General features: G+C 70.3%; 3 protein-coding genes and 1 pseudogene. 1 reads left to right on the forward strand and 3 read right to left on the reverse strand.

The features are described from left to right. Together AC2VON_RS06215 and AC2VON_RS06220 are read right to left on the reverse strand one after the other, a co-directional pair. Positions 1–183: hypothetical protein (locus tag AC2VON_RS06215; protein WP_486952157.1), on the reverse strand; the 183-nt coding region annotated here is incomplete at its 3' end. Between the two features lie 21 nt (positions 184–204). Beyond that, the gene (locus AC2VON_RS06220) at positions 205–390 is read right to left on the reverse strand and encodes a hypothetical protein (protein ID WP_486952158.1); all 186 of its coding nucleotides are present in this window, start codon (positions 388–390) and stop codon (positions 205–207) included. Between the two features lie 248 nt (positions 391–638). Here AC2VON_RS06220 and AC2VON_RS06225 point away from each other — a divergent pair, with 248 nt between their 5' ends. Continuing rightward, the gene (locus AC2VON_RS06225) at positions 639–1,799 is read left to right on the forward strand and encodes an FIST signal transduction protein (protein WP_486952159.1); all 1,161 of its coding nucleotides are present in this window, start codon (positions 639–641) and stop codon (positions 1,797–1,799) included. Between the two features lie 489 nt (positions 1,800–2,288). Here the strand turns inward: AC2VON_RS06225 and AC2VON_RS06230 are convergent. Continuing rightward, positions 2,289–2,774: pseudogene (locus AC2VON_RS06230) on the reverse strand (hypothetical protein); the annotation flags it as partial. Positions 2,775–2,948: the final 174 nt, after the last annotated feature.

Below are 2,948 nucleotides of genomic sequence, written 5' to 3' on the forward strand. Positions count from 1 at the left end.
GTACTCGGCCAGGCACTCGGCCTCGTGCTGCTCGCCTTTCTGGCGCAGCAACCTGGCGAACGACCCGAACGCCGCAGCGGGCTCGGTCAGCAGCCCCGCCTCCACCTGGTTTCGCAGCGTGAGGAAGTGCGCGCAGTCCAGCCACGCCGTGATCCTCGACGGCGTGAGCAGACGATCTGTCACGGCAGTCTCTCCCTCGCGCAGTCAGCCGGAAGGCTGCTGATGCGCCAGGATAATCGTCGACGCCGACAGCGCCTGGGCGAACACTATCCTAGTACGAAGGCGAACTCCCAGGAACGCGTCGGCGTTGACGACCGGCCGGGTCGCCCAGGCGATCGTCGTCGGCGGCGAGATCGAGGACGCCGTGGCGGTGTGTCTGGCGAACACCACCAGCCTCATCCGTCACCGCACCGATGGATAGGGACAGTTGCCCGCCTTGCAGCGACAAGCTCCGTTGTCGCGCGTAGTCGGGTACTTGCCTCTATCGTTCCCGGCGGCGACGACGGCGGCGGGCAGGCCGGCGCACCGGACGACGGCGGCGGCGGGCAGGCCGGCGCACCGGACGACGGTGCTGCACAGAACGCGCCAAGCGCTTGGATCATCGCGCTCTGGGCGGCACGTCGGCGCATCATGGAAGCATGCGGATCGGAGTCGGGGTGTCCACCGCGCCCGACGCGCGGCAGGCCGCGGCGGAAGCAGCAGCGCAGGCGCGCGACGAGCTCGCGGGCGAGGCGCCGTCGCTGGCTGTGCTGCTGGCATCGCGATCGCATGCCGACAGCGCTGCCGACGTCCTCAAGATCGTGCAGGAAAGCATCGAGCCGCCGGCGCTGATCGGGTGTGTGGCCCAGGGCATCGTCGCCGGCCGCTGCGAGATCGAGGACGGGCCGGCGGTGGCGGTGTGGCTGGCATCCGGGCTGGCCGCCGAGACGTTCCAGATGGACTTCGTGCGCACCGGTTCGGGTGGGCTGCTCACCGGTTACCGCTTCGATGCGACCGCCCGCGATCTGCACCTGCTGCTGCCCGACCCGTACAGTTTCCCGGCGAGCCTGCTCGTCGAGCACCTCAACACCGACCTGTCGGGAACGACCGTGGTGGGCGGCGTGGTCAGCGGCGGGCGGGGGCCGGGTGAGACCCGGCTGTTCCGCGACCACGACGTGCTCACCTGCGGGCTGGTCGGCGTGCGACTGCCCGGCGTGCACGCGGTGCCGATCGTGTCGCAGGGCTGCCGGCCGATCGGCAACCCGTATATCGTCACCGGCGCCGACGGCAGGGTGATCACCGAGCTGGGCGGTCGGTCGCCGCTGCAGCGGCTGCGCGAGATCGTCGCGGGCCTACAGCCCGGCGAGCAGGAACTGGTTTCCGCCGGCCTGTCGATCGGGATCGACGTCGACGAGCACCTGGCGTCCCCGGGCCAGGGCGACTTCTTGATCCGGGGGCTGCTCGGCGCCGACACCGCGACCGGGGCGATGGAGATCGGAGACGTCGTCGAGGTGGGCACCACCGTTCAGTTCCAGGTCCGCGACGCCGACGGCGCCGATGCGGATCTGCGCCGGGCCGTGCAACGCGCGGAGGCAAGGCTGCCCGGGCGTGCGGTGGGCGCGTTGTTGTTCACCTGCAACGGGCGGGGGCGGCGGATGTTCGGTGCCGCCGACCACGACGCGTCGACGATTGCCGAACTTTTGGGCGGGATCCCGCTGGCCGGGTTTTTCGCTGCCGGGGAGATCGGCCCGGTCGCCGGACGTAATGCGTTGCACGGGTTCACCGCGTCGATGGCGGTGTTCGTCGATGGGGCGGAATGAGCCGGTGGAGCACGACGCGGCCGCGGCACGGGTGCTCGCCGGCGGGGCGGACCGCGACTCATGGAGATGCGCGCCAGGTTCGATATCACCGCAGCCGGGCAACAGCGGATCGTCGAACTCATTCAGAACGTGATCGACGCCCAGGGCGGGACCGCCACGGCCTGACCGATGCTGTCCTACGCCACCACCCGGCGACGGCTACTCACCGAGTCGTTCGCGCAGCAGCCGGTCCCACCCCGCCAACGCCCGCTGGTTCCCGCCGCCGGGGCGGTTGCCGAGTGCTTTGCGGTACTGCTCGGCGAATCCTTCCCAGGCGTCCGGAACCTTCAGCATGCCGGCGAGCACCGTGGCCAGCGTCGTCTCCTTCGCGGCGACCGGCCCGTCGCCGTAGCGAGTCCAACCGTACTCGGACTCCCAGCGGATCAACTGCGGCGCAGCGGTTTCGGCGAACCTCTGGAAGCCGTACTGCTGCCACAGTGAACTCCACAGTGCCGCAGCAGCATCGGAGACGACGAACCCCGCCGCGGCCACCGGGTCTTCGGAACGAAAGTAGTAGGTGTCGCGGGCGGCACAGGCCAGGTCGATCAGCTGCGCCAGCGCGGCGGCTGCCGGCTCCGGTTCGTCGTCGCGCAGCGCGTCCTGAGCTTCCGTCGCGAGCCGCTTGAAGGTGAACCGCCAGCGGGTCCGCTCCCGAGGCGACACCCGCCGATCGCCGGCGAAGTAGGCACCGGCGCGGGCCAGCTCCACGAAGTTGGCGACCTCCGCATGCACCTCCTGCGGATCGGGTGGCGGCTTACGCTGCCGGACCGGACGGGCGTCGCCGGCCAGCTCGGCCTCGACGCGTTCCCGCATCTTCGCCGTGCCACGCCAGTACAGATTCCACAGCGCCTTGCGCAACTGTTCGTCGTCGTGCCCGGACATGGCCCGGAAGAACTGCTCGCGATTCATGCGGGTGGTGGCCACGACGACGATTATCTCAAGGCCGGCAGTCGTTTGCGGTGTCCGCGGTGGCTGTGGATGGAGCGACTTCCCAAACCGCCGCGCCGGCGTACGCTGCCAGCATGCAGCCGGAGAACCTCGAGCCGCGCGTCACCGCCGTGGAGGGGCAGGTGGGTGAGTTGGCTCGCGAGGTGCGGGCGAACAAAGTCG

Source organism: Mycobacterium sp. TH-M82, assembly GCF_057473605.1.

Coding starts and splice junctions, on each gene's coding strand:
- AC2VON_RS06225 (WP_486952159.1), top strand. CDS start 639: ATGCGGATCGGAGTCGGGGTGTCCACCGCGCCCGACGCGCGGCAGGCC.